A 22,926-nucleotide genomic window follows, 5' to 3' on the forward strand; every position below is an offset into this window, starting at 1 on the left:
CAAGGCGCGGAGGGCATGTTTGGTCATCGATTGTTACCGCCGATCCGGTGCCCCGCTGCGAGCGAGCCGTCGTTGAGGCAGGTCATCCGTGTCGGGTGAGGCGTGTGGCCTACGGTTCGGCCCGTGAAGGCGGTGAGCCGTAGGCCAGGCAGGTCATCCGCGGTGGTTGACGGGCGTGGGCTACGGCCGGCGGGTGGGTCACGTGTTGGTGGGCAGCACTCCGGTGTCGACGCGGTCCAGATGGGACACGGCGCCGCCGAGGGCCGCGGCGTGCAGCCCCAGCGTCGAGGCGACGAGGCGGGCGCCGCCGCCCGAGGGCGCCAGAGTGTTGCGGGCCAGCTCGGCCGCGGCGGCCGGGACCAGCCACTCGGCCAGGGCGGCGTAGTGGTCGCCGAGCACGATCACCTCGGGGTTCACCAGGTTCGCCAGCAGGGCCAGCCCCTGCCCGAGATGGCAGCCGGTGTCGTGCAGCGCCGACAGTGCGCCCGCGTCACCGGCGCGGGCCAGGGCGGCCAGGTGGTCGACCGCGGGCGTCAGGTCGGTGACCGGCTCGGGGCCGAAGCCGGGCAGAGCCCGGCGGACCAGCGGCTCGATGCCGGCCAGGTCGGCCAGGGTGAGTGCGCCGGCCGGGCCGAGGGAGAACCGTCCGATCTGGCCGGTGAAGCCGCGCGACCCGTGCAGCGGCCGGCCGTCGACCACGATGCCGGCCTCGATGCCGGCGGCGCCGGTGACGTAGGTGAGATCGAGTGTGGGATGACCGCCGTGCCGCAACTCGGCGACCGCGGCGAGGCCGGCGTGGTTGGCCACCGACACGTCGAGCCCGGGCTGGCGCAGCGACCCGGAGAGCAGGGCGCGCAGGTCGACGTCGGCCCACCCGAGCGGCGGCGAGAGCCGGACCGTGCCGCCGCCGTCGACCAGGCCGGGCACCGCCACGGTGAGGCCGAGGACCTGCCGGCCCTGCTGGCGGACCCGGGTGGCGGCACGCTGTGCCAGGGCCGCGACCGCGCTGACCGCACGGCCGGGTCCGGTGGTGGCGGGGCCGCCGTCGAACGCCCGGTGCCAGAGCAGCAACTGGTCGCCGGCGAAGTCGACGGCGAGCGCGGTGAGGCGGTCGGCGGCGATCTGGAGGCCGATCGCGGCGTAGGCCGAGCCGTCCAGTGTCAGCGCGGTGCCGGGCCGTCCGATCCGGTTGCCGCTCAGGCCGGTCTCGCGGAGCAGCCGCTGCTCGATCAGAGCGCCGGCCAGGCTGGAGACGGTGGCCTTGTTGAGCCCGGTCGACGCGGCGATGGAGGCGCGCGAGCTGGGCCCGTTGGCGCGCAGGTGCCGCAGCACCACGGCCAGGTTGGTGGCGCGCACGTCGGTGAAGTCGGCCGGCTGTGGGTCGGCCCGGGTGGTCTTCACATCAAGCTCCGCTCGAAGTGGCGCGTGCTGTCCGCCTGATCATCTTGCCGCATCACCGCGGTTCGTCGTCTCCCCTGATCGGTGCCCGCTGGCGTGGGTGCGCTCCCATTCGTGCTTGTCGGGTCGGCACCACGTCGGTTAGCTTGTCTTCGATGTATTTAGTTTAGACGCTAGCCAAACTAAACCCATAACGGAAGGGTGGTGCGCCGTGCGGAGAACGCTTTCGGGCGCGTCGACGAACAGGCGGAACTTCCTCGGGCTGGTCGGCCTCGGCACGGCCTCGCTCGCGAGCGGCGGAGCGCTCGCCGGTTGCAGCAAGGAGCCGACCTCCAAGGGTTCGGCCACCACCGCCGAGCAGGCCGCCGGGGTGGTCCCCAACTTCAAGGACTCCACCCTGGTGCAGCCGGACGTCAAGGGCGTGCGGCCGATGGCGGACGGCTACGTGAAGTACCCGGCGTCGCTCGCCGACGCCGTCACCGAGAAGGCGATCACCAGCGGCAAGCCGGTCACCGCCAGCACCCCGTGGTGGGGGCCGGCGCCGCCGGCCGCCAACAAGCTGGTCGAGGCGGTCAACGCCGACATGGGCGGCGTGATCAACTTCAGCATCCAGGACGGCAACACCTACGGCGACAAGCTCAACACCATGCTCGGCGCCCGGGACGTGCCCGAGCTGACCTGCATCCCGGGCTGGGAGATCAACAAGCTGGCCCGGTTCAGCGAGGGCGTGCACGCCCTCTTCGAGGACCTGACGCCCTACCTGGCCGGGGACAAGGTGAACGCCTACCCGCTGCTCGCCGGTCTGGACACCAAGGCCTGGCAGGACTCGGTGTGGGGCGGCAAGCTGATGGCTGTCCCGTTCCCCACCGACTCGCCGTACCCGTCGGTGCTGTACTACCGCAAGGACGCCGCCGACGAGCGTGGCATCGCGGCGCCCACCACGCTGGACGAGCTCTACGATTTCGGCAAGAAGTTCACCAACGCCGACAAGGGCGAGTGGGCCTTCGGCGACATCTGGCTGGAGGTGCAGCAGATCTGCGGCGCCGGCGGCTCGGAGAACGGCTGGATGAAGACCGCCGACGGCAAGGTCGTCCACCGGCACGAGACGCCGGAGTACAAGCGGGCCGTCGAGTTCATGGCCAGGCTCTACGCCGAGAAGCTGATCCACCCCGACGTGGCCGCCAGCAAGGGTGGTGACCAGACCACCCTGTTCAAGGGCAGCAAGATTTTCATGTACGCCACCGGTGGCGGCTCATGGAAGGAGACGTGGCCCTCGGCCGTGCAGGCCAATCCCAAGTTCAACATGCAGGCCGTGAAGGTCTTCGGCGCCGACAAGGGGAAGCCGCCGGTCCGCTGGCAGGCACGTTCGGCGATCATCTGGACCTTCATCAAGAAGGGTCTCGGCCAGGAGCGCACCCAGGAACTGCTGCGTGTCCTGAACTACACCGCGGCGCCGTTCGGCACCAAGGAGTGGGAGCTGCAGAACTACGGAGCCGAGGGCACCCACTTCCAGCGGGACGGCAGCGGCACGCCGGTCACCAACGATCTGTGGACCAAAGAGTTCGCGAACCAGTACGTCTTCCTCGGCGGCCGTCCTCCGGTCGTGGTGGGTGGCCCGACCATCCCGACCTACGCCGCCGACTTCGTGAACTGGGGCAACGACGCCACGCAGTACCTGGAGAAGAACCCGTGGGACGGCATCAAGGTGGAGACGCCGAGCCAGCAGGCCGCCATCGAGCAGCCCACCCAGGACAAGATCACCGACATCCAGCGCGGCCGGACTCCACTGGGCGACTTCGACAAGGTGATCTCGGACTGGAAGGCCGGCGGCGGCGACGCGGCTCGCGACTTCTACGCCAAGGTTCTGGCTGACAACGGGCGATGAGCGAGCTTGTGAGCGAATCATTCAGCACAGTTCGCACTCATGGCCGCGCCGGAGCGCAGCGGAGGTGACGTGGTGAGCGCGCCACCGATCGCCGCTGAGCCGCGGGCCGCGGCGAAGAAGGCGAAGAAGAAGGTCAAGGCGGTCCCGCGGCGGCAACTGTCCTTCGGGCAGCGGCTGCGGCGGGACTGGCCGCTGCTGCTGATGTGCCTGCCGGCGATGTTGTTGCTGCTGGTGTTCCACTACGTCCCGGCGCTCGGCAACGTCATCGCCTTCCAGGACTACAACCCGTTCGTCGGGGACGACCCGCTGGAGGCGTTCCTCTACAGCGAATGGATCGGGTTCGGCAACTTCGAGTACCTGTTCAAGAACCCGGCGTTCTGGGACTCGGTGGTCACCACGCTGTCGATCACGGCTTTCCAGCTGGTGTTCTACTTCCCGATCCCGATCCTGCTGGCGATTCTGTTGAATAGCATCATGTCGCCGCGCATCCGGTCGCTGGTGCAGAGCGTCGTCTACCTGCCGCACTTCTTCAGCTGGGTGCTGGTGGTCTCGCTGTTCCAGATGATGCTCGGCGGCGCCGGCCTGCTCGCCCAGACGGTGCGGCAGGCCGGGTACACCCCGCCGGAGATCATGACCAACCCGGACACGTTCATGTTCCTGGTCACCTCGCAGGCGCTCTGGAAGGACGCCGGCTGGGGCATGATCGTCTTTCTGGCGGCGCTGGCGGCCATCGACACGTCGTTGTACGAGGCGGCCGCGGCCGACGGCGCCGGCCGGTGGCGGCGGATGTGGCACATCACCCTTCCCGGCCTGCGGTCGGTCATCGTGCTGCTGCTGATCCTCCGCCTGGGCGACGCGCTCAACGTCGGGTTCGAGCAGTTCGTGCTCCAGCGGGAGATGGTCGGCCGGGAAGCGGCCGAGGTACTCGACACCTACGTCTACTACCAGGGCATCGCGGTCCAGCAGTGGGGCGTCGGTGCGGCCGCCGGCCTGTTCAAGGCCGTGATCGGGATCCTCCTGATCGTGGGCGCCAACAAGCTGGCACACCGGTTCGGCGAGCAAGGGATCTACTCGAAATCATGAGCGCAGACACCGCAGTCCGGCCCCGCCGCAACTCGCTGCGCCCGGCGTGGGAGGAGAAACCCACGCTGCTCGGCCAGTTCGGCAAGGGCACGATCCTCACCGTGGTGGTGGCGGCCGTGCTCGTGCCGCTCTGGGTGGTGGTGATCACCAGCCTCTCGTCCGAGAAGACCATCAACGCCGCCGGTGGCTACGTCTTCCTTCCGCGCGAGTTCGATCCCACCGCCTACGTGGTGATCTTCTCGGGTGGGCAGATCACCGACGCGATCCTGGTCAGCACAGTGGTCACGATCGCCGGCACGGCGCTCAGCCTGTTCGTCACCGTGCTCGCCGCCTATGGCCTGTCCCGGCCCGGCACCCTCGGGCACAAGCCGATCCTGTTCTACTTCCTGCTCACGTTCCTGATCTACCCCGGCATGATCCCGAGTTACCTGGTGGTCACCGGCCTGGGCATGAAGGACAACCTGCTCGCGCTGATCCTGCCGACCGCGATCAGCGCGTTCAACCTGGTGGTGCTGCGGGCGTTCTTCATGAGCATCCCCGGCGAGCTGTACGACAGCGCCCGCATGGACGGCGCCGGTGAACTGCGCATCCTCACCCGGATCGTGCTGCCGCTCTCCAAGGCGGTGACCGCGGTGATCGGCCTGTTCTACGCGGTCGGTTACTGGAACGCGTTCTTCAACGCGATCCTCTACATCGACCGTAACGACCTCCAGCCGGTGCAGCGGGTGCTCCAGCAGTTCATCCTGGCCGGTCAGTCCCCGTCCACGTCGGGGGCCGCGATCGCGATCCCCGGCCTGGGCTCGTCCGTTCCGCCCAGTCTGGCGATCAAGATGGCCGTCGTGGTCGTCACGATCGTCCCGGCGCTGGTCATCTATCCGTTCGTCCAGCGCCACTTCACCAAGGGCGTCATCGTCGGCGCCGTCAAGGGCTAGCCGGTCTTGATCTTCAGTGGGTGGCCAGCGCGGAGGGCGATCGTCTCGGCGCCACCGGCGGGCAGTCCGACGTGGACGGTCCGGTCGACGGGGGAGAGCAGGGTGGCCTCCAGGCGGTCCGGGGTCCAGGTCAGGTCGACGGTGACCGGGCCGCGGGCGACCAGGCCGCGGACGCTGCCGGAGGGCCAGGCCGAGGGCAGGGCGGGCAGCAGGTCGAGGTGGGCCACCCCGTCCGGGCCGGTGTCCCGGCTGCGCAGCAGCATCGCGACAACCAGAGCCGGGAAACCGCCGGCCACGTCCACGTTGAACATGTGGTCGCGGTTGTGGGTCGGCACCAGGTTGGGCCGCCAGTACGCCTCGGTCAGCCGGGTCAGCGCCGCGTACGCCTCCTCGGCCAGCCCGAGATTCGCCGCGGCGACACCGAGCAGCGCGAGACCGTACCCCATCTCGTCGGAGGCCTCGCTCAGCCACCACCGCAGGCGGGAGCGCACCGCACGCACCGCCGCGGCGCGCAGCGCCGGATTCTCCTCGAACGCCGGGTCGCCGCCGTAGAGGAACGGGTAGAGGTGGCTGCTGTGCCGATGCTCGTGGTTGTCTCCGAAGCGTGGATCGATCCACTCGGCCAGCTCGCCGGCGTCGTTGACCCGGTAGGAGGGCAGGGCCGCGAGCAGGCCGCGCCAGCGGAGCGCGTCCGGGTCGTCGAGCCCGAGGACCTCCGTGATCGTCAGGAGCCCGCGTAACAGGGCGGCGACGGCCTGCACGTCCAGGGTGGAGTCGACCGCGGCCTGCTCGCCCGCTCCGCCCGGATCGTTCTCGGGGGAGTAGGACGGGCTGAACCGCGCCCGGCCGTCGTGGATCTCGGTGAAGGCCAGATGGAACTCGGCGGCCTCCCGCAGGAACGGCAGCGCCCGGGAGGCGAGGAAGGAGCGGTCGCCGGTGTGCTGCCAGTGCTCCAGGTAGAGGCGGGCGAGCCAGGCGGCGCCGGCGGTCCAGAAGGTCAGGCACCAGACCGGCCCGAAATGGTTCTGCCGCCCGTGCGTGCCGAGGTGCGCGGGAGCGTACAGGCCGGGCACCCCGTAGAGCCGCAGGGCGTTCTCGCGGAAGTCGTCGCGCATCGTGTCGAGCAGGTCGAACAGCGGCGGCATCAGCTCCGGCGTGCCGGTCGCGTGCACCGCGAGCAGCGCGGCCTGCAGGTTGCCGTCGATGGTCCAGCCGCTGCGCCACGGCGGCGCGTAGGTGCCGCTCCACACCCCCTGCAGCGTCGGCGGCCGGGCGCCGGAACTGCTGATGATCGCGTAACGGCCGGCGTCGAAGAGCCGCTGCGCGGGATGCCCGCCGAGGTCCAGGCCGACCCGCTGGTACAGGTCGCGGTGGACGGCGGTGTGCTCCTCCAACAGCGCGTCGAAGCCGGCTTCCGGCAACGCGGCGAGGGCTTCGGCGGGCGGTCGCAGGCCGGTCACGGTTCGGGCCACGATCAAAACCGATGCGCCGGTACGGCGTACGCGTACCGCCACGGTCCATCCGTCCGGCGCTCCCGCCCAGCGTGCCCCGCCGAACCGGCCGGTGAGGACCAGGTCGTCCCCGATCCGGTCCACGTCGTAGGCGATCGGCTGTTCCGGGTCGCCGTCGATCCCGCCGATCCGGACCGTCCCGCCGGTGCCGGTGATCCGCACGACCAGCACGTCCGCCGGCCGCGAGACGAACGCGTCGGCTGTCACGCCGGCCCACTCCTGCCGGACCACGCCCGTGGTGAAGTCGGTGCCCCGGCGATAACTCCCCGGGTCGCCGGGAGGATCGGGCGTGAAAGTCAGTGTGCCGGCTCCGATCAGCGGATCGATCCAGCGGGTTTCCGCGTACCCCGGATGCTCTTCGGCGGCGAGGTCGCAGACCGCCCGAGCCGCGTCGTGGAACCGGTCGGTGTCGAGGAACTCGCGCAGGCGCGGCAGGGCGGGGGCGGTGTGTGGCGCCGGAAGCGGCTCGGTGACCGGCTGGAAGAGGTCCTCGTGGGCGAGGGTGAAGCGCAGCGCGCTGGGCGAGCCGTAGCAGAGGGCGCCCTGCCGGCCGTTGCCGCTGATCAGCGCGCGCTCCCAGTCGTCGGTGGCCTCGGCGTCATGGAACGACGGATTGACGTTGCTCTGCACGGCTCATATTTTGTTTAGTGTTCAAACTAATGGCAAGTGGCTCTTCGGGGGGGACGGGGTAGGAATGCTCTTCTACGGCGGTGACTACAACCCGGAGCAGTGGCCGGAGGAAGTCTGGGACGAAGACGTCACGCTGATGCGGCAGGCCGGGGTGAACATCGCCACGGTCGGCGTGTTCGCCTGGTCCGACCTGGAACCCGAACAGGGCCGCTACGAGTTCGGATGGCTCGACCGGGTGCTGGACCGGCTGCACACTGGTGGCATCCGGGTCGCGCTCGCCACCCCGACCGCCTCGCCGCCGCCCTGGTTCACCCTCGCCCACCCGGAGGCCCTGCCGGTCAACGCCGACGGGGTCCGGCTCACCCACGGCAGCCGGGACACATACTGCGTCTCGTCGCCCGCCTACCGCGCCGCCGCCCGCGACATCGCGTCCAGAATGGCGGAACGGTACGCCCACCACCCGGCGCTGGCGATGTGGCACGTGCACAACGAGTACGGGACCGACTGCCGCTGCGACGTCACCGCCGCGGCGTTCCGGACCTGGCTGCAGAAGAGGCACGGGGACCTGGACGTGCTCAACGAGGCGTGGACCACCTCGTTCTGGAGCCAGCGCTACTCCGACTGGGCGCAGATCACCCCGCCGCGCGCCACGCAGTACCTGCCGAACCCCGCGCAGGCCCTCGACTTCCGGCGGTTCCTCTCCGACGAACTGCTCGGCGGCTACATCGAACAGCGCGACCTGCTGCGCGCCGCCAACCCCGGCGTGCCGGTCACCACCAACTTCGTGCAGGGCGGCTGGGTCAGCGTCGACCACGCGCGCTGGGCCGCCGAGGTCGACCTCGTCGCCGTCGACCACTACCCGGACGACGCCGGCCCCGGCGCGGAGGAGGAGACCGCGTTCGCCGGCGACCTGGCCCGGGGCTGGGGCGGCGGGTCGTGGCTGCTGATGGAGACGGCGCCCAACCTGATCTACACGCGCGGGCGGATGCACGCCAAGGAGCCGGGGCGGCTCACCCGGCACAGCCTGAACTACGTGGCACGGGGCTCGCGGGGGGCGATGTACTTCCAGTGGCGGCAGCCGCGTGGCGGGGCGGAACTGTTCCACTCGGCACTGGTGCCGCACGCGGGACCGGACACTCCCGTCTTCCGGGAGGCGGTGGGACTCGGGCGTACCCTCAGAGATCTCGCACCGCGGGTCGCCGACGCGCCGCCGCCCACCGCCGAGATCGCGCTGACCTGGGACGCGCCCTCCTGGTGGGCGCTGCAAGCCCCGGCGTTCCCGGCCGAGGACATCGACTACCTCGGCGCGGTCCGGCAGGCGCACCGGGCTCTGTACCGCGCGAAACTCGCGACCGACTTCGTCTTCCCCGATGTCCCGGCCGATCTCGGCTCCTACAAGATGATCGTGGTGCCGCAGCTCTACCTGGTGTCGGATGCCACCGCGTCCGCCTTCCGCGACTACGTCGCCGCCGGCGGGCACCTGGTCGTCAGCTACCTCAGTGGAATCGCCGCGCCCGACACCCGGATCCGGCTCGGCGGCTACCCCGGCGCCTTCCGCGAGATCCTCGGGGTACGGGTGGTCGAATGGCACCCGCAAGCCCCCGGCGCCCCGATCACGCTGGACGACGGCGCGACCGCGAACCGCTGGATCGAACGGGTCGAAACCGCCGGGGCCGAGACGGTGAGCCGGTACGGCGACGGCCCGATGGCCGGGTCGCCGGCGATCACCCGTAACCGGTTCGGAGCGGGCAGCGCCTGGTATGTGTCGACCGGCCTGACCGACGACTCCCTGGAGGCGCTGCTGCGCCGGGTCGCGGAGTCGGCCGGAGTGGCGCCCGTGCTGCCCGGGCTGCCGCCGCAGGTGGAGGCCGTCCGTCGCGGTGACCTGGTCTTCCTGTTCAACCACGGGGCGGCTCCCGCGGTGGTCGGCGAACTGGCCATCCCCGGCGGCGGTTTCCGCGTGACCGCCGCCGGCTGAGGGCTCTCGGCTAGCGCTGCCGGGTGGGCGCTCACGGCGCGGCGGTCTCCGGCCGGCCGGTGTGGAAGGCGCGCCGGTAGGCGGACGGAGACGTGCGCATGACCTGCGCGAAGTGGTGGCGGTAGGTGACGGCGGTCTCGAAGCCGACCGTGGTCGCGACCGTCTCGACGGGGGTGCGGGTGGTCTCCAGCAAGGCCAGGCTGGCCTGCACCCGCCGGTCGATCAGCCAGCGGATCGGCGTGGTGCCGGTGGCCCGGGCGAAGTGCCGCAGATAGGTGCGGGTCGACATGTGGGCGCGGCCGGCCAGCACCGCCACGGTGATCGGCTCGGCGAGATGGGACAGCGCCCACTCCATGCTGCGCGCCACCCGGGTGTCCTCCGGGTCGTCAGCCACCGGCGCCTCCACGAACTGCGCCTGCCCGCCGTCGCGGTGTGGCTGGACGACCAGGCGGCGGGCCACCGCGTTGGCGATCGCCGGGCCGTGGTCGCGGCGCACCACGTGCAGGCACAGGTCGAGGCCGGCGGCGCTGCCCGCGCTGGTCAGCACGTCACCGTCGTCGAGGTAGAGCACGTCCGCGTCGACCTGGACGGACGGGTAGCGGGTGCGCAGGGTTTCCGCGTACCGCCAGTGGGTGGTGGCCCGGCGGCCGTCCAGCAGCCCGGCGCCGGCCAGGGCGAACGCGCCGGAGCAGATGGACATGATGCGGGCGCCGCGGGCGTGGGCCGCGCGGAGGGCGGCGACCAGAGCCGGGGAGGGGTCGGCGTGGACGTCCGGCACGCCGGGGACGATCAGCGTCTCGGCCGCGGTGAACGTGTCCAGGCCGTGGCCGGTGTGCAGGGTGGCGCCGCCGACCACCCGGAGCGGACCGGGGCTCGCGGCACAGACGGTGAGGTCGTACCAAGGGACCTCGAACTCGGGACGGGGCAGGCCGAACACCTCGGTGACGATGCCCACCTCGAAGACCGACATCCCGTCGAAGGCGAGCACCGCCACCGTGTGTCCCCGGCTTCCGACAGTCAGCATGGCGCGATCTTAGCGGTGGGTGTCGTTCGCGCCACTGGGCCGGACGGTCGACCGACGGCACGATCAGTGGCATGACCAGCGCCATCGAGTACTACAGCAACCAGCTTCGATTCGAGACCGACGTCAGCGACGTCCAGCAGAGCCTGTCGGCCGGCGCGCCCGGCTTCGTCCTGATCGACACGCGTAACACCGAGTCCTGGGACCAGGGCCGGATTCCGGGCGCGATCCACCTGCCGACCCGTGAGATCGCGGCCCGGGCCGCCGAGCTGGTCCCGGTCGGCCGCGCGGTGGTCACCTACTGCTGGGGCCCGGGCTGCAACGGGGCGACCAAGGCCGCCCTCGAGTTCGCCAAGCTGGGTTACCAGGTCAGGGAGATGATCGGCGGGTACGAGTACTGGGTCCGTGAGGGCTTCACCACCGAGGGCCCGAACGGCGCCACCAGCCACCCGGCCGACCACCTGACCTCGCCGGTCACCGCCGCCTGCGGCTGCTGAGTTCTCACACCCCCAGCAGAGACTCCAGCCAGGGGTTGCGGAACGCGCCGTTCGGGTCGAAGCGGCCGGCCAGGGCGGCGAAGTCGGCGAACCGGGGGTACGCGGCACGCAGATCCGACGGGGTGGTGGTGAAGATCTTGCCCCAGTGCGGGCGGGCGCCGAACGGGGCGAGCGCCTCCTCCAGGTCGGCGACGACCGGCAGCACGGCCTCGGTGTCGGCGATCCAGGTGAAGTGCAGGGCGAGACTGTCCCGCTCGTAGTTGGGGCTCAACCAGAGACCGTCGGCGGCGATCGTGCGGATCTCGCAGACCTGGAGCACCGCCGCGACCCGCTCGCGCAGACCGGCCACCGCCTCGATCGCGGCGAGTGCCGCGGCCCGCGGCACGTGCCACTCGGACTGCAGTTCCTCCCCGCTGCTGGGGGTGAACTCCATCCGGAAGTGCGGCAGCCGGGCATGCCACGGACCGGTCACCCCGCCCTGCTCGGTGCAACTGGCCGTGGGCATGCCGGGCACCGGATGACGGGGGCCGTCGGCCGGGCGGGCGCCGAAGAGGTCACCCTTCCTCGGCTCGGACCGCTTCAGCCACACCTGGTCGATGCCGGTGCCCGTCCAGCGGGTGAAGAGGCTGACGCTGTAGCCGGCTGACAGGATCTCGTCCAGATGCTCGTGCACGGCGGCTTCGGGCAGGTCGTCGTAGACGTACTGGCGCAGGTCGAAGGCGGGCACCACATCGAGGGTGAGGGCGGTGACGACGCCCAGGGCGCCCAGGCCCACCACCGCGCCCGGCAGATCGGGCGACGACCTGTCCAGGGTGACGATGTCGCCGTCGGCGCGGAGGATCTCGCACCCGGAGACGGCGGTGGCCAGGTTGCCGTTGCGGACGCCGGAGCCGTGCGTGGCCGTGGCCACCGCCCCGGCCACCGAGATGTGCGGCAGTGAGGCCATGTTGTGCACGGCCAGGCCCTCGGCGCCGAGCCGGGCGGCCAGATCGCCGTATCGCATGCCACCGTCGATCCGCACCGAGGCGCGGTCGGCCGCGATCTCGGCGGTCCGCGGGAGGTCGGCCAGTGACACCAGGTCGCCGTCGGTGTCGGCGAGCCGGTTGAACGAGTGACCGCTGCCGAGGACCCGCAGCCGGCCGGCACCGGCGACCGCCTTGCGCAGCTCGTCGAGGGTTCGCGGGCGGTGCAACCGCTCCGTGCCGAATTCGATGTTCCCGGCCCAATTGGTCAGACGTTCCCGCATCGCTCCACCCTACGTGGCCTCGGAGCATCGGCATATTGCCTGTTCACGGCCATGACCGCAGTCCGGAGGGGCGCCGGTGGAGGCGACTCGGGCTCCGCCTGCCGAGCCGTACCGGCAGGGTTCACTTTTTATTAACTTGCAGTGACATTAGTACCAACAAATGCCACGCCATCACTGTGTGGCGGTTGTGTGCTGATATGTTGTCAAAACTGCTCTCTTTCAACGTGTCTCACGTTTGGCGTGATCCAAATCGAGATGCTGTGCACGTTCTCTCGTAACGAAACCTGCGTCACAATCAGTCACGCCCTTGGCGGGGGTGAGGGCAGGATGCAGCCCGGCGGAATCGCGAACGAGAGGAAACGGCGCGAGATGGCGCAGATCCATCACTTCGAATACGGGGCGCTGACCCCCACGGTCAGTTACATCCTCTCTGTGCTCGGGTCACTGCTCGGACTCACCGGCGCTGTGCGTCTCCGGTCGGCGAAGACCAGCGGAGAGCGGTTCTGGTGGCTCACCCTGGCGACGGTGGCCATCGGCGTCACCGGCATCTGGAGCATGCACTTCGTAGCCATGCTCGGCTTCGACGTCGACGGCACACCGATCCGGTACGACATCGGCCTGACCGCGGCGAGTGCGATCATCGCGCTGGTCTCGGTCGGCGTCGGGCTGTCCATCGCGCTGCTCGGGGAGACGGCATCCAAGATCCGAATCCTGATCGGTGGCGTTCTGGCAGGTCTCGGCGTCGCCGCGATGCACTACACCGGCATGGCCGCGATGGAGCTGCGCGGCGAGATCCACTACGCGGGCCGCGAGGTGGCCGCCTCCGTGGCGATCGCCGTGGTCGCGGCCACGGTCGCGCTCTGGCTCACCCTGGTGGTCAACAAGCCGATCGCGATCTTCGCGTCGGCGCTGGTCATGGGTATCGCGGTCAACGGCATGCACTTCACCGGCATGCTCGCCATGTCGGTGACGCCGGACGACGGCACCTTCGGTTCGGTGGAGGGCGCCACCGCGGCCAACCTCCTCGTGCCGGTCGGCGGCGCGGTCATCTTCGCGATCATCGGCATGGGGTACGCCCTGGTCTCCGCCCCCACCGAGGAGGACCGCGCGGCGGCTCTCTACCTCCAGCAGCGCATCGACAACCGGCAAGCCGCGCCGGCCGCTCCGGCCCAGGTGCCGTTCGGTGGGCAGCCGAGCAGCCAGCAGCAGCCGCAGGGCCGCGCCGGCCGCACCACGCTCGGCGACGCCTCTTGGACGTACCGCGACCGGTCGCAGTAAAAAGCCTGGCCGGCTGCCAAACCGTCTGGTCTTTATCAGCCGAATCGTCAGCTCTTCGATCCGCACGTTTCCGCCCTGCACAGCTAGGTTCGCAGGGCGGAAAGTGAAACGTGAAACCTGCGGAGAGCTGGGAGAACAGGCGTGGCGGTAGGGATTCTCGGGACTGGCTCGTATCTGCCGGCGCGGGTCGTGACGAACGTGGACCTGCTCTCTCTGGTGCCCGACGCGGACCCGGAATGGGTGTCTCGGAAGACCCTGATCGAGGCCCGGCGGTTCGCGGCCCCGGACGAGGCGGCGTCCGATCTGGGGACCCGGGCGGCACTGGCGGCACTGGAGCAGGCCGGGGTCGCCGCGGCCGAGATCGACTACATCATCGTCTCCACCTCGACCGGTGACTCTCCGCAGCCGCCGACCTCGAACCTGGTGCAGTACTCGATCGGGGCCACGCAGGCCGCCTGCTTCGACGTGAACGCGGTCTGCGCCGGGTTCGTCTTCGCCCTCGAATTGGCGAACGGCCTGGTCCAGGCGAACCCGGACGCACTCGTCCTGGTCATCGCGTCGGACATCTACTCGCGGATCCTCGACTTCGGTGACCGGCGCACCGCCGTGCTCTTCGGCGACGGTGCGGGCGCCGCGGTCGTCGGCCGGGTGCCCGAGGGCTACGGCATCATCGATGTCGACCTCTCCTCCCGTGGCGACGCGAACGACCTGATCCACATCAAGGGTGGTGGCAGCCGGCTGCCGGCGTCGGCGGAGACGGTCGCCAACGGCGACCACTACTTCCGGATGAACGGCCGCGGCGTCCGCGACTTCGTGTCCACCGCGGTGCCGCCCGCCCTCGACGCGCTGCTGCGCCGCAACGAGTTCAAGGCCGACGATGTCGACCACTTCGTCCCGCACCAGGCCAACGGCATCATGCTGCAGGAGCTGGTGGACGCGGCCGGCCTCCAGAACGCGCACACCCACCTCACCCTGCCCTGGTACGGCAACGTGGGCAGCGCCTCCCTGCCGGTCACTCTGGACGAGGCGAACCGGAACGGGTCGCTGCGCGCCGGCGAACTGGTCCTGCTGGCGGGGTTCGGCGGCGGCATGTCGATGGGCGCCTGTCTGGTGCGCTGGGGGCGCTGACTCTCCTCCCTCGACTCTCTCGAAGGCCGGCCCGGTGGGCCGGCCTTCGGTCATTTGGGCTGGATCAGCCAGTCCCAGGCCCGCTTGAGTCCGGTGGCCCGGTTCTCGGCCAGCCCGGCGGGTGTGTCGGCGCTCGGGGTGGCGAGACGCGCGGCCGGTTCGGCGACGATCACACCGTGTTCGTACAGGCCGTCCACCTGATCGCCGGCGGCGAACCGGTGTCCGTCCCCCGTCTTGATCAGCAGGCCGTGGAAGAGGTTCGCGGGCTCGTCGGCGAGCACGTGGTCGACCGTGCCGACCTGGGCGCCGGACCGGTCGTAGACGGCTGTGCCGTCCTTGAGGACGAGGTACGACACCGGTGCGCCGAGGTCTTCGGGTGCAGTGTTCTGGGTCATGACGGTCGCTTTACCCGGCTGCCCGGAGATTCAGCCGACGTCGGCAACATCATCTTTTCGGTCAAAGCGATCTAAACACTTTGTCCTGATTATTCTTTTCGTGCCGAAACGCCGTTAAAAGCACCAAGATTCGCACGGAATCCGCATATTGTCCGTTTCGTCAGGCCGGCCGACGCTGGCGGCGGACTCAGGTACTGGAGGAATTCTGATGCAGAAGACACGGCGGATCGGTGCGGTTGTCGCCCTGGCCACGGCCGCTTTCGGGATGGCGACGACAGTCGCGGCGGCGCCGGCCACCGCGGCCCCCCAGGGCCCGCAGCCGGTCTCCAACTGGCTCCAGTCGGTGCGAGCGAACACCGGTAGCTGGGTGACCATCCACTGGCGTACCGACCGGCGGATCTGTGACGCCGAGGTCCGCGTCCGCGGTGAGCGGGTCCGCGTCGACTACGTCGGGTTCCGCCGGTCGGCGTCGTTCTCCCGCGGCGACTCGCTGCGCCCGGGACGCAGCGACTTCACCAGGGTCCGCGTCACCCCGTTCGCTCAGCGCCCGGGCGTGGCGAAGTTGTGGGCGACCATCTCGTACGACGAGTGCGGTTTCAAGGCGCGCACCCAGACGCGCACGGCGGTGCTCTCACTGCCCGTGCTGCGGAACACCGGCCCGGGTGGCTACGACGGTCCGGGCGGTCCCGGGCACGGCCAGCCGGGCGGTCCCGGTCACCACAACGGCTCCGGCACCCCGGGGTACGGCGGTCCGGGCCAGGGCGGCCCTGGTCAGTACACCCCGGGTGGTGGCCAGGGCGGCCCTGGGCTCAGCCCGAACGGTATCGCCAACGGCGCGGTGAGCCAGGGCGCCACCACCCCGGCCGCCACCACCCCGCCCGCCGCGGCTCCGGCCGCCACCACTCCGGCCCCGGCCGCCACCACGCCGGCCGCCACTGCTCCGGCCACCACCGCCCCGGGCAATGCGACGCCGGGCGGCAACGGCCAGAACGGTAACGACCGGGACGGCCGTGATCGGGATGGCCGTGATCGGGATGGTCGCGACCGGGACGGCCGTGATCGGGACGGCAACAACCAGGGTGGTCAGCGCGATAACCAGGACATTCCGCGCAGTTGATCACGATTGTTCGGTGAATGAGGATCGCCCGGTCGTGGAATTCCACGACCGGGCGATCACATTACGAAGTCGTACCGAATCATTGCCGTCCCGGGCGGACGCCGGGCGATTCCGGAATCCGCGACCGGCCGCCGGACAGAATGCGGCTCAGCGGTTTGCCATGATCAGCCCGGCCGGGTCGCTGCAGACCAGATCCAGGGCCCGGGCGATGACCGCCGGGTCGTACGTGGTGGCGTGGAACGTCGCCTCCAGGTGCAGGACGCCGTTCATCTCGCTGGTCGTCAGCGTGATGCCCTCCGGGCCGTTCAGCGTCGGCACGCTCTGGTTGACCCGGCCCGCCGGGTCGACGGCCCACGGCAGGTCACCGAGCATGTCGTGCCGGCCCTGGTTGCTGAAGGTGAGCCGGGGCCGCGGCTGGACCGCGATCTCCGCCGGGTACGGGTCCGGCAGGCCGGGCGCCCCGGTGAGCAGGATCTTCCCCTCCCGCAGCAGCATCATGGTCAGGATGCGGCCGGTGCCGAGTTCCGCCTTGAGGGTCCGGTGGATGGCGGCCGGGTCGGTGAGGCTCGCCGGCGCGAGGTACGGCCCCATGCAGAAGTTGCTGTCGATGCTGACGTCCTTGTCGACGTAGCGGCGCGCGTCGGCGAGGAAGGTGCCGCCCCGCAGGTCCGGCCGGAGACCCAGTTCGGCGAGCGCCGCGGTGAACGCCGCGAAGGTGATCGCCGAGGTGGTGACGCCGGGCGAGTACTGGTCCCGCCAGGCCCGCATGCGGCCGAGCACCTGGCTGGAACGGCCCGTGACGACGGTCAGGCCGGCCTGCCACTGCCGGGACGGGCCCTGTTCGGTGTGCGGCGGGCGGGCGAAGCTCAACCCTTCCTTCCACCGGCCGGGGTGCATGCCGAACTGCTTCCACCAGGCCTTGAGCAGCGCGGTCCGGTGCCGTTTCGACGGGGCGATCCGGGCGGCGCGTCCCTCGTACGCGGCTTGGACCAGTTCGTGGACCAGGGTGTTCACCGGTCCGGCGTCGCCGTAGGCGTGCGACACCTTGAGGGCGAAGTAGCCGCCGCCGACCAGGATCCGCACCGGGTGGTGGGCCCGGGGCTCGGCCTGAAGTCTCCGGGTCATCGCGTCGAAGTCCACCGGCCCGTGGCCGAGGTCGGTGACCGCGTCCTGGACGAAAGCGGCGAACGACGCGGTGTCCATGTGCTGCCACTTGGCCCCGGAGCGGTCCAGCCGGGAAACCGCCCGGTGGGTCGGGTCGGCGGTGTGCAGGCCGATCAGCGCGTTGCGGACCCGCTCGGCGGTGACCCCGGTGAGGGGGCCGACCGTGCGGATGTACTCCAGCGGCAGCCATGCGCGCTCGCGCAGAGTCAGGCTGGTGGTGGACATGACGTTCACTCCCTCTGTTACCGCGGACATGTCGACGACCGGGGCGAAGACGACCTTCAAAACGATGGGGGCGACCAGGACCATCTCGATCGCCATCACCACGGCTACCGCCGTGACCAGATCGTTCAGGCCGCCGTTGGCGCCGGCCCACCATGCGGCCAGCAACTCGGCCACGCCCGCGAAGATCGAGAAGATTCCCGCGCCGCGCAACTTGTTCTGCACCCTGGAGATGGCCAGGAAGAAATGGTGGAAGACGAAGGGCACGTAGGTCAGGGACAGGATGGCGAGCGTCTCACCGGCGGTCTCCCGGTACGCCGCACCGAACAGCCCCATGATCGGCTCGGCCAGGAACAGCACCACGAGTGAGGCCGGGAACCCGCCGCCCAGGCAGATCAGCAGGCCGACCCGGACCTTGCCGCGCAGCGCGGCCCGGTCGCCGGCGGTCACCGCGAACAGGGTGAGCGCCACGTTGCCGGGCACCATCGCCATGAAGGACAGCACCATGAACGCGGTGTAGAACGCCGCGTTGGCCTCCTTCGAGATGGCCGCGGTGACGATCAGCGGCAGCGCCGCCCGGGGCAGGTACGTCGCCAGGTTGAGCAGGTTGTGGTCGAAAGTGGCCCGGCCCCGGCCGCGCATCAGCCCGGGGCTGGGCCGCAGCGAGTCGATCATGCCGCGCCGGCGCAGCACCCGGAACAGGATCGCCGTCGACGTGACGATGCCGGCCACCCAGGTGAGCAGCAGCACGGTGCCGGTCAGCACGACGCCCGGCAGCACCGCCACCAGGCCGAGCAGCACCAGCTTGATCAGCGAGAACCAGGCGTTGCGCATCAGCTGGAGCGGCCCCTGCAGCAGGCCGACCATGGCCTCGTCCAGGACCAGGGTCATCGCGCTCAACGCGATGCCGATGACCAGCAGGACGGTGCCGGGGGTTCCGCCGAGCGCGTCCCGCAGGCTCGGAACCCAGAGGTGGGCCAGCGTCACGTAACCCAGGCCGCCGACGGTCGCGGCGCCACCGGCGGTGAGCAGGCAGGTGGAGATCAGATCCCACTTGCCGCGGGCGATGGTGGGCAGTTCCGAGATGAGCATGGTGCCCATGCCGAACATGCCGATGGTGCCGATCAGGGTCATCGCCGAGACAGCGGCGGAGGCCTGACCGACGGCCGCGGTCGGCGCCAGGTGGGCGGCCACCCACCAGAAGGCGAAGCCGAACACGGATGTGATGAGCGTGGTCGCCATCAGCGAGCCCGCGTTGAGGAAGAGGTCGACGTGACCCTTCAACGCGGCGAGGAGACCGGGCGGCCGATGCCCGGTCGGCTGCGGTGCGACGTCGGTTGCCGTCATTCTGACATTCCCCCAAAGATCGACGCAGTCAAAAACTAGTAACTCGCCGTGTTTGCGGGCTAGAGCAGGACGCCCGGCCTTCCTCGACTATCTGTCCTGGAAAACGGCCGTATCGGTGATGGCCCTACCCTAAACGGGGGACTCGCAGAATTTAACGCTGCGTGACTAAAGCCACCCGGACTTCTTGAGGCGGTGGTACGCGCCGCCGCTGATCAGGAGCATCGCCCCGATCGCTCCGTAGAAGCCGTACGGAGAGTCCAGTCCCGGCATGTGCTCGAAGTTCATCCCGAAGACGCCGGCGATGACGGTCGGCACCGCGGCGATCGCGGCCCACGAGGCGATCTTGCGCATGTCGTGGTTCTGGTCGACCGACACCTGGGTCAGACGGGCCTGCAGGATCGAGTTCACCAGGTCGTCGAAGCCGCCCACCCGGTCCACGGCCCGGGCCAGCCGGCCGCGCACGTCCTCGAGGTAGGGCCGCAACCCGGCCGGCGGACCGGGTGACTCCAGCAACCGCGACAGCGGGTCGGCGAGCGGCAGCACCGCCCGCTTGAACTCCACCATCTCCCGTTTGAGCTGATAGATGTGGGCGAACTCGCCGGTGCGGACCGAGGCGAAGGTCTCTTCCTCGATGCGGTCCAGGTCACGTTCGACGTGATCGGCCACGTCCAGGTAACTGTCGACCATCCGGCTGCCGACCGCGTACGCCACCGACCACGGGCCCTGCCGGAGCACCTCGGGCCGGCTCTGCAGCTCGGTGCGCACCTCCCGGAGCGGGCCGACCGGGCCGTGCCGCACGGTGATCGCGAACCAGGGGCCGATCAGCAGGGTGACGTCGCCGGTCTCCACCACCTCGGAGGTGGCGGTCAGCCCGTTGTGCTCGACGTACCGGGCGGTGCGCAGCACCAGCCGGGTCACCTCGCCCAGGGTCTGGACGCCGGGCCGGTGCCCGCCCGTGACAGCCTGGTCGACGAGGAGTTCGTGCAGGTCGAACACCTCGGCCACCGGGCGCATGGTGGCCAGGTCGGGTTCGTGCAGGCCCAGCCAGACGAAGGCGCCGCGGCGGCGGCGGGCCAGCCGGGCCGCCTCCGGATAGGGGACCTGCGCGGAGCCGCCGTGCCGCAGGCCACCGGCGTAGACGGCGCAGTCCACCACCGCGTCCGGATTCCCGCGTCGCGGAGCCTCGCTCAGCCGCTCCGGATGGGCGAGGGCGCCCAACAGCTGCTTCAAACCGCCGGGCAGGTCGGGTAACAGGCGGCGCCGTTCGCTGTTCCGACCGAGCATGAACCCGCCACCCTTCCACCACGCCAATGACCTGCGAGGGAAAAGGTAGCGGGCGTGTGCCGCCCGTGCTCAATCGGAGCGCTTCATGGCGCGGACGCCGACCACCAGGCCGAGCAGTCCGACCGCGGCGGCGGCGACCAGTCCCTCGGCTGTGCTGCGGGCCCATACGTCGCCGTTGAACAGGGCGCGTTCCGCGTTCACCACGTACGTCATCGGATTGGCCTTGGAGAGCGCCTGCAGCCAGCCCGGCCCGTTCTCGATCGGCAGCAGCACGCCGGCCAGCAACAGCAGCGGGAAGAGCAGGGTCTGCTGCACGGTCCAGAACATCCAGTCCCGGTTCTTGGAGGAGAGGGCGAGGGTGTACGACAGCGCGCCCAGCCCGATGCAGAACCCCGCGAGGATCACCAGCCCGAGCAGAGCCCCGCCCAGGTGCAGCTCGAAGCCGAACGGGACGCAGACGGCCACGATCAGCGCGGCCTGCGCGAGCATCGGGACGATCTCCTTGAGCGCCCGCCCGATCAGCAGCGCGGGCCGCCGCAACGGGGTGACCAGCATCCGTTCGTGCGAGCCGGTCTGCATCTCGAAGAGCAGATTGGACCCGGTCATCGAGGAGCCGAAGAGGCAGGACATCACGATGATGCCGGGCACGAACCACTGGAGGGAGGAGTCTCCGGGCAGCAGTGGCGCGAAGAGACCCAGGAAGAACAGCGGCTGGACCATCGAGAAGATCACGGAGAACGGGTCGCGGATGACCGGCCGCAGTTCGCGGCTGAAGACGACCCGGGTGTCGGCGACGAGCGAAGTCATGTCAGGCCTCCACGAGGGCGGGTTCGAGGGTGGTCGCGTCCTCACGCAGGCTGCGGCCGGTGAGGGTGAGGAAGACGTCGTCCAGGGTGGGGCGGATGACCTCGATCGAGACCGGGGCGAGGCTCCCCGCCAGCCGGGCGGCGAGCCGGGGCCCGTCGTCGCTGGTGATCCGCACCTCGGCGCCGCGCTGCTCGCCGCCGGCGGTGCGGGCGGCCTCGCCCGCCTCGTGCGCGGAGGCGAAGCCGAGGATCACGCGATCACCGACATGGGTGGCCTTCAGCCGCTGCGGGGTGTCGTCGGCGATGATCCGCCCGTGGTCGATGACCACCACCCGCTCGGCCATCGAGTCGGCCTCTTCCAGATAGTGCGTGGTCAGCACGATCGTGGTGCCGTGCTCGGCGCGCAGCCGCACGATGTGCTCCTGCAGGTTGGCCCGGTTCTGCGGGTCCAGCCCGGTGGACGGCTCGTCGAGGAAGAGCAGCTCGGGCGCGTGGATCAGGCCCATCGCGATGTCCAGCCGCCGGCGCTGGCCGCCGGAGAGGGTGGAGACGGCGCGGTTCGCGACCTCACCGAGGCCGAGCGATGCGATCAGCTCGTCGGCGCGGGCCCGGGCGGCGGGGACCCTCATCCCGTACGCCCGGCCCTGGCTGATCAGCTCGTCGCGGCCGCGCTGGCTGTGCCCGGCGCCGTTGCCCTGCCCGATGTATCCGATCCGCAGCCGCACCTCGCGCTGCTGCCGAACCACGTCGAACCCGGCGACCTCGGCGTGGCCGCTGGTCGGCGGGATGAGCGTGGTGAGCATGCGCAGCGTGGTCGATTTACCGGCGCCGTTCGGCCCGAGCAGTGCGACCAGTTCTCCGCGGGCGACCGACAGATCGACCCCGTCGACCGCGCGGACCTCCTTGAAGTGCTTCGTCAGCTCTCGCGTCTCAATCATGTCCCCCACGCTAAAGTCGGTAGCGGCCACTTTCTGACCGCAATCCGATGGAGTCTGGTGTCATGGCGAATACGAGTGCACGGATGCTGCGGCTCCTGTCACTGCTGCAGACCCATCGCTACTGGCCCGGCTCCGAGCTGTCCGACCGTCTCGAGGTCAGCCCCCGCACCCTGCGCCGCGACGTCGACCGGTTGCGGGAACTGGGCTATCCGGTGGACGCGTCCCGCGGCGTCGCGGGCGGCTATCAACTGCGGGCCGGCGCGGCGATGCCGCCCCTGCTGCTCGACGACGAGGAGGCGGTCGCCATCGCGGTCGGCCTGCGCAGCGCCGCGGCCGGCGCGGTCGCCGGTTTCGAGGAGACGTCGGTGCGTGCCCTCGCGAAGGTGATCCAGTTGCTGCCGCCCCGGCTCCGGCGCCGCATCGACGCGCTGCAGGCGGTCACCGCCCCGGGCGTGTTCGGCGGTGGGCCGGTGCTCGACGCGCTGACCCTGACCACGGTGGCGATGGCCTGCCGGGGCGAGGAGCGGCTGCGGTTCGACTACACGCCGCGCGACGGCGAGTCGATGCGCCGTCACGTCGAGCCGCACCGGCTGGTCTCGCTGGGCCGGCGGTGGTACCTGGTGGCCTGGGACCTGGACCGGGGTGACTGGCGCAACTTCCGGGTGGACCGGCTGACCGCCCCGGCGGCCACCGGAGCCCGTTTCCGCCCGCGCGACCTGCCCGGCGGCGACCCGGTGGAGTGGCTGCGCTCGCGCCTGGCGACCATCCCGAACCGGTACGACGTCTCGGTCGTGCTCGAAGCCGACGCCGCGACCGTCCGCGCCGTTGTCGGCCACTGGGGCTCGGTGGAGGAGTTGGCCGATGATCGGTGCCGGTTGCGGATGGGCGTCGACGACCTGAGCTGGCCGGTCATGATCCTCGGGGTGTTGGCGGTGCCCTTCACTGTGGAATCCCCGACTGAGCTGCGCGAGAGCGCCCGCCGCGCGGGGGAGAACCTGGTGCGCCATGCGGCCTAGGCTCTGGACGGACCGGCGCCCCCGTGGCGCCGGTCCGCAGAAGAGAAGTT

At 70.4% G+C, this 22,926-nt stretch carries 18 protein-coding genes; 9 read left to right on the forward strand and 9 right to left on the reverse strand.

Translation table 11 applies throughout. From position 1 onward, the window contains the following. Positions 1 to 198: 198 nt before the first annotated feature. Complete coding sequence (locus QLQ12_RS25270; RefSeq protein WP_282762931.1) at positions 199 to 1,401, reverse strand: ROK family protein; 1,203 nt, start codon at positions 1,399 to 1,401, stop codon at positions 199 to 201. Between the two features lie 208 nt (positions 1,402 to 1,609). Here QLQ12_RS25270 and QLQ12_RS25275 point away from each other — a divergent pair, with 208 nt between their 5' ends. Genes QLQ12_RS25275 through QLQ12_RS25285 form a run of 3 tightly spaced genes read left to right on the forward strand, consistent with a single transcriptional unit; the run spans position 1,610 to position 5,298 of the window. After that, on the forward strand, positions 1,610 to 3,283 hold the full coding sequence (locus tag QLQ12_RS25275) for an extracellular solute-binding protein (RefSeq protein WP_282762932.1): 1,674 nt from the start codon (positions 1,610 to 1,612) through the stop codon (positions 3,281 to 3,283). A 39-nt stretch (positions 3,284 to 3,322) separates the two neighbouring features. Then, positions 3,323 to 4,366, forward strand: coding sequence for an ABC transporter permease (locus QLQ12_RS25280; protein ID WP_282762933.1), 1,044 nt, complete (start codon positions 3,323 to 3,325; stop codon positions 4,364 to 4,366). After that, the gene (locus tag QLQ12_RS25285) at positions 4,363 to 5,298 is read left to right on the forward strand and encodes a carbohydrate ABC transporter permease (protein ID WP_282762934.1); all 936 of its coding nucleotides are present in this window, start codon (positions 4,363 to 4,365) and stop codon (positions 5,296 to 5,298) included. The genes QLQ12_RS25280 and QLQ12_RS25285 overlap by 4 nt, the downstream gene beginning before the upstream one ends. Here QLQ12_RS25285 and QLQ12_RS25290 read toward each other — a convergent pair. Further along, complete coding sequence (locus tag QLQ12_RS25290) at positions 5,295 to 7,439, reverse strand: glycosyl hydrolase family 95 catalytic domain-containing protein (RefSeq protein WP_282762935.1); 2,145 nt, start codon at positions 7,437 to 7,439, stop codon at positions 5,295 to 5,297. The two genes, QLQ12_RS25285 and QLQ12_RS25290, sit on opposite strands and share 4 nt — an antisense overlap. A 64-nt stretch (positions 7,440 to 7,503) precedes the next feature. On the opposite strand from QLQ12_RS25290, the gene QLQ12_RS25295 reads away from it, so the two are divergent. Further along, a complete protein-coding gene (locus QLQ12_RS25295; protein WP_282762936.1) occupies positions 7,504 to 9,417 on the forward strand; it encodes a beta-galactosidase in 1,914 nt (637 codons plus the stop codon). Positions 9,418 to 9,448: 31 nt separating this feature from the next. On the opposite strand, the gene ftrA is transcribed toward QLQ12_RS25295, so the two are convergent. Further along, on the reverse strand, positions 9,449 to 10,441 hold the full coding sequence (ftrA, locus tag QLQ12_RS25300) for a transcriptional regulator FtrA (protein WP_282762937.1): 993 nt from the start codon (positions 10,439 to 10,441) through the stop codon (positions 9,449 to 9,451). Positions 10,442 to 10,512: 71 nt separating this feature from the next. Here ftrA and QLQ12_RS25305 point away from each other — a divergent pair, with 71 nt between their 5' ends. Next, on the forward strand, positions 10,513 to 10,935 hold the full coding sequence (locus QLQ12_RS25305; RefSeq protein WP_282762938.1) for a rhodanese-like domain-containing protein: 423 nt from the start codon (positions 10,513 to 10,515) through the stop codon (positions 10,933 to 10,935). Between the two features lie 4 nt (positions 10,936 to 10,939). Here the strand turns inward: QLQ12_RS25305 and QLQ12_RS25310 are convergent, their stop codons facing one another. Beyond that, complete coding sequence (locus QLQ12_RS25310; protein WP_282762939.1) at positions 10,940 to 12,181, reverse strand: D-arabinono-1,4-lactone oxidase; 1,242 nt, start codon at positions 12,179 to 12,181, stop codon at positions 10,940 to 10,942. Positions 12,182 to 12,550: 369 nt separating this feature from the next. On the opposite strand from QLQ12_RS25310, the gene QLQ12_RS25315 reads away from it, so the two are divergent. Beyond that, positions 12,551 to 13,459 carry an MHYT domain-containing protein gene (locus QLQ12_RS25315; protein ID WP_282762940.1) on the forward strand — a complete coding sequence of 303 codons (909 nt, stop codon included), beginning with the start codon at positions 12,551 to 12,553 and terminating at the stop codon, positions 13,457 to 13,459. Positions 13,460 to 13,600: 141 nt separating this feature from the next. Then, on the forward strand, positions 13,601 to 14,587 hold the full coding sequence (locus QLQ12_RS25320) for a 3-oxoacyl-ACP synthase III family protein (protein ID WP_282762941.1): 987 nt from the start codon (positions 13,601 to 13,603) through the stop codon (positions 14,585 to 14,587). A gap of 50 nt (positions 14,588 to 14,637) precedes the next feature. Here the strand turns inward: QLQ12_RS25320 and QLQ12_RS25325 are convergent, their stop codons facing one another. Further along, positions 14,638 to 14,982, reverse strand: coding sequence for a PRC-barrel domain-containing protein (locus QLQ12_RS25325; RefSeq protein WP_282762942.1), 345 nt, complete (start codon positions 14,980 to 14,982; stop codon positions 14,638 to 14,640). A gap of 208 nt (positions 14,983 to 15,190) precedes the next feature. On the opposite strand from QLQ12_RS25325, the gene QLQ12_RS25330 reads away from it, so the two are divergent. Continuing rightward, complete coding sequence (locus QLQ12_RS25330) at positions 15,191 to 16,099, forward strand: hypothetical protein (RefSeq protein WP_282762943.1); 909 nt, start codon at positions 15,191 to 15,193, stop codon at positions 16,097 to 16,099. Between the two features lie 147 nt (positions 16,100 to 16,246). Here the strand turns inward: QLQ12_RS25330 and QLQ12_RS25335 are convergent, their stop codons facing one another. The 4 genes from QLQ12_RS25335 to QLQ12_RS25350 form a co-directional block, all read right to left on the reverse strand. Further along, complete coding sequence (locus QLQ12_RS25335; protein WP_282762944.1) at positions 16,247 to 18,832, reverse strand: lipopolysaccharide biosynthesis protein; 2,586 nt, start codon at positions 18,830 to 18,832, stop codon at positions 16,247 to 16,249. A gap of 165 nt (positions 18,833 to 18,997) precedes the next feature. Continuing rightward, entirely contained in the window at positions 18,998 to 20,116 is a 1,119-nt protein-coding gene (locus QLQ12_RS25340) for a magnesium and cobalt transport protein CorA (RefSeq protein WP_282762945.1), read from the reverse strand. A gap of 69 nt (positions 20,117 to 20,185) precedes the next feature. Beyond that, positions 20,186 to 20,923, reverse strand: coding sequence for an ABC transporter permease (locus tag QLQ12_RS25345; RefSeq protein WP_282762946.1), 738 nt, complete (start codon positions 20,921 to 20,923; stop codon positions 20,186 to 20,188). Position 20,924: 1 nt separating this feature from the next. Further along, positions 20,925 to 21,860: an ABC transporter ATP-binding protein gene (locus QLQ12_RS25350; protein WP_282762947.1), complete on the reverse strand. Its 936-nt coding sequence runs from the start codon at positions 21,858 to 21,860 to the stop codon at positions 20,925 to 20,927. 62 nt (positions 21,861 to 21,922) lie between these two features. Here QLQ12_RS25350 and QLQ12_RS25355 point away from each other — a divergent pair, with 62 nt between their 5' ends. Beyond that, positions 21,923 to 22,876 (forward strand): helix-turn-helix transcriptional regulator, encoded by a 954-nt coding sequence (locus QLQ12_RS25355; RefSeq protein WP_282762948.1) that lies wholly within the window; start codon positions 21,923 to 21,925, stop codon positions 22,874 to 22,876. Positions 22,877 to 22,926: the final 50 nt, after the last annotated feature.

The sequence above is a fragment of the Actinoplanes sandaracinus genome, from assembly GCF_030009775.1.
GTDB classification, from domain to species: Bacteria; Actinomycetota; Actinomycetes; order Mycobacteriales; family Micromonosporaceae; genus Actinoplanes; species Actinoplanes sandaracinus.

What these genes read in the sequence shown, in the direction of transcription:
- QLQ12_RS25280 (WP_282762933.1), top strand. Translation starts at nt 3,323, where the DNA reads ATGGCCGCGCCGGAGCGCAGCGGAGGTGACGTGGTGAGCGCGCCACCG.
- QLQ12_RS25285 (WP_282762934.1), top strand. Translation starts at nt 4,363, where the DNA reads ATGAGCGCAGACACCGCAGTCCGGCCCCGCCGCAACTCGCTGCGCCCG.
- QLQ12_RS25295 (WP_282762936.1), top strand. Translation starts at nt 7,504, where the DNA reads ATGCTCTTCTACGGCGGTGACTACAACCCGGAGCAGTGGCCGGAGGAA.
- ftrA (WP_282762937.1), bottom strand. Translation starts at nt 10,441, where the DNA reads ATGCTGACTGTCGGAAGCCGGGGACACACGGTGGCGGTGCTCGCCTTC.
- QLQ12_RS25305 (WP_282762938.1), top strand. Translation starts at nt 10,513, where the DNA reads ATGACCAGCGCCATCGAGTACTACAGCAACCAGCTTCGATTCGAGACC.
- QLQ12_RS25310 (WP_282762939.1), bottom strand. Translation starts at nt 12,181, where the DNA reads ATGCGGGAACGTCTGACCAATTGGGCCGGGAACATCGAATTCGGCACG.
- QLQ12_RS25315 (WP_282762940.1), top strand. Translation starts at nt 12,551, where the DNA reads ATGGCGCAGATCCATCACTTCGAATACGGGGCGCTGACCCCCACGGTC.
- QLQ12_RS25325 (WP_282762942.1), bottom strand. Translation starts at nt 14,982, where the DNA reads ATGACCCAGAACACTGCACCCGAAGACCTCGGCGCACCGGTGTCGTAC.
- QLQ12_RS25330 (WP_282762943.1), top strand. Translation starts at nt 15,191, where the DNA reads ATGCAGAAGACACGGCGGATCGGTGCGGTTGTCGCCCTGGCCACGGCC.
- QLQ12_RS25335 (WP_282762944.1), bottom strand. Translation starts at nt 18,832, where the DNA reads ATGACGGCAACCGACGTCGCACCGCAGCCGACCGGGCATCGGCCGCCC.
- QLQ12_RS25340 (WP_282762945.1), bottom strand. Translation starts at nt 20,116, where the DNA reads ATGCTCGGTCGGAACAGCGAACGGCGCCGCCTGTTACCCGACCTGCCC.
- QLQ12_RS25345 (WP_282762946.1), bottom strand. Translation starts at nt 20,923, where the DNA reads ATGACTTCGCTCGTCGCCGACACCCGGGTCGTCTTCAGCCGCGAACTG.
- QLQ12_RS25350 (WP_282762947.1), bottom strand. Translation starts at nt 21,860, where the DNA reads ATGATTGAGACGCGAGAGCTGACGAAGCACTTCAAGGAGGTCCGCGCG.
- QLQ12_RS25355 (WP_282762948.1), top strand. Translation starts at nt 21,923, where the DNA reads ATGGCGAATACGAGTGCACGGATGCTGCGGCTCCTGTCACTGCTGCAG.